The organism is Bacillus sp. SG-1 (assembly GCF_000181495.1).
Taxonomy (GTDB): domain Bacteria; phylum Bacillota; class Bacilli; order Bacillales; family Bacillaceae_B; genus Rossellomorea.
Map to the genome: position 1 here is coordinate 1 of NZ_ABCF01000149.1, position 1,901 is coordinate 1,901.

General features: G+C 40.9%; 1 protein-coding gene and 1 pseudogene. One reads left to right on the top strand and one right to left on the bottom strand.

Annotated elements, in window-relative coordinates; all coding sequences use genetic code 11:
• Positions 1–994: pseudogene (locus BSG1_RS21220) on the top strand (hypothetical protein); the annotation flags it as partial.
• Positions 995–1,040: 46 nt separating this feature from the next.
• Here BSG1_RS21220 and BSG1_RS19945 read toward each other — a convergent pair.
• The gene (locus BSG1_RS19945) at positions 1,041–1,550 is read right to left on the bottom strand and encodes a hypothetical protein (protein WP_052302414.1); all 510 of its coding nucleotides are present in this window, start codon (positions 1,548–1,550) and stop codon (positions 1,041–1,043) included.
• Positions 1,551–1,901: the final 351 nt, after the last annotated feature.

Genomic DNA, 1,901 nt, shown 5'->3' on the forward strand with positions numbered 1-1,901 from the left:
GCTTAACTCGATAAATCAACACGGAGGGGAAAACTCGGCTTTTGATATGGCGGGACAGGAATCAGCTGATACCGATTCTGGTCAAGAGGAAATTGCCGCATTGCCGGAAAGCTCAGAAAACACTGAGGATGCAGGAACAAATAGTTTTATGGATCAAAGTACTGAGGAGTCCACCTTATTGAAAGCAGAACCCTCTGATAAAACAAATGTTTATCAGGCTGATTTGCTTCAATATGATCTATTCACATTTGGTCTCGTAACTCCAGATGCCATCTCTGTTCCAGTCAGTCTAATGGTAGAAAAAAAAGAAACGGGTAATTGGGTCGAGAGATTCACTGAGGTTTCTCAGTCAATTCCGGAACAAGACTGGGGATTTGAGGACTATTTCCCGCTTCCGGGGTCTGTGGCAGAAGATAAAGAAACCGGCCAATTAACGTATACAGTGACGGATGATGAACTCAATAATTCGGGTGGCGGTGAAGAGCTGTTATATGAATCCTTGCTGTTCGCTCTTGAAGCTTCTCCTTATGACAAGATCATGCTTCGAAAATCTGATGGATCAGTGCCTTCATTTTCACATATGGGGAAAATATCAGAAATCAATATAGCTGACCAAGCGAAAAAGGCATATTACCAATATACACACGAAAACGGTGATATTTTTCTGGTGCCTGGCGAAGCAGCCTTTGAGTCTATCAGTGAAGCTTTAACTGCAATGAAGTCGTCACCCAATGATGACTTTGAGCCGATTATTGCAAAGGACATAGAACTGACGAGTACCTCGAAAAACAAATTGCTCACAATATCATTTAAAGAAGAGCCCACGATGAATGATGCACGTCTGCTGTTAATAGAAGGAATTTTAATGACCGCAAAGGAATTTGGGTTTGATGAGGTGTTGTTTCAAAATCTCGGAAGTGCGACCTGGGAAGGATTTGACCTTTCGAAGCCTGTTTCAGTGCCTGTCAGTCCCAATAAGAAAATACTGAACTAAGAACCGGGGGGCATGCTCCGGTTTTTTTTCTTGCGGGGTTAAAGTCTTACTTTATTGCTTCAATGGCAAGTGAAGATAAAGGAGCTTCATGGACAGCATAAAAGAGCCCTGATTCTTGGTCGATTTTCAGTTCTTTTGCTATCCCTCCATCTGTTATGCGGATGGACTGAATGGAGGCATCATGCACTTTACCGGCCAAGATGGATATTGTCACTCCTGATTTGGTTTCAAGATCGAAACCGACTGTGGAGAATGGAAGGTTTCCGCTGGTTTCAAAGCCATTATACGGATGGTTTCGATACCAGTTGAAGCCTTTCTTTGTTTCAGCTATGATAGCTGTTCCCAATGACTCCTCTCTTTTAAAAAATACTATTGTTTCACCCTTATGTTCTTCGATTGATAGAACTGCCTTCTGGTCCAAATTTTCATGTTGCAGCAGTCCAGCTTCGATGGCCTTTTCCTCTGAATCATACCCCTCTAACTCGTTATTTTCAAACCCACACCCTGCCAGGGAAAAGACCCCTATCAATATTAGTAACTGTAATAATCTATACACATCTATCACCTCTTCTCAAAGATACCATAAACACATCCATAATATGACAAAAAGATCGAACAGCTTTTAGTCGTACATAAAAAAAGAATAATAGTAAATGCTATTTAGGGAATTTTGTGAGACAAAAAGTGCTAATTTTTCCCTGTTCTGAGCGTTTCTGTGGGAGAAAAAAGAATTATTTGTTCTATCGTGGTACAAGCTTTCATAGTTTTAAAGCGTACCTGAAAATAAGGAGGATAAGAATGGTTGATTATATAAGGAGAGTTTTGATTGTTAGTTTGCTTGCATTGTGTGTCAGCTTGCTGTTTTTAAGCGGGAGAGCGGCACATGCAGAAGATAATGGAACCTCTT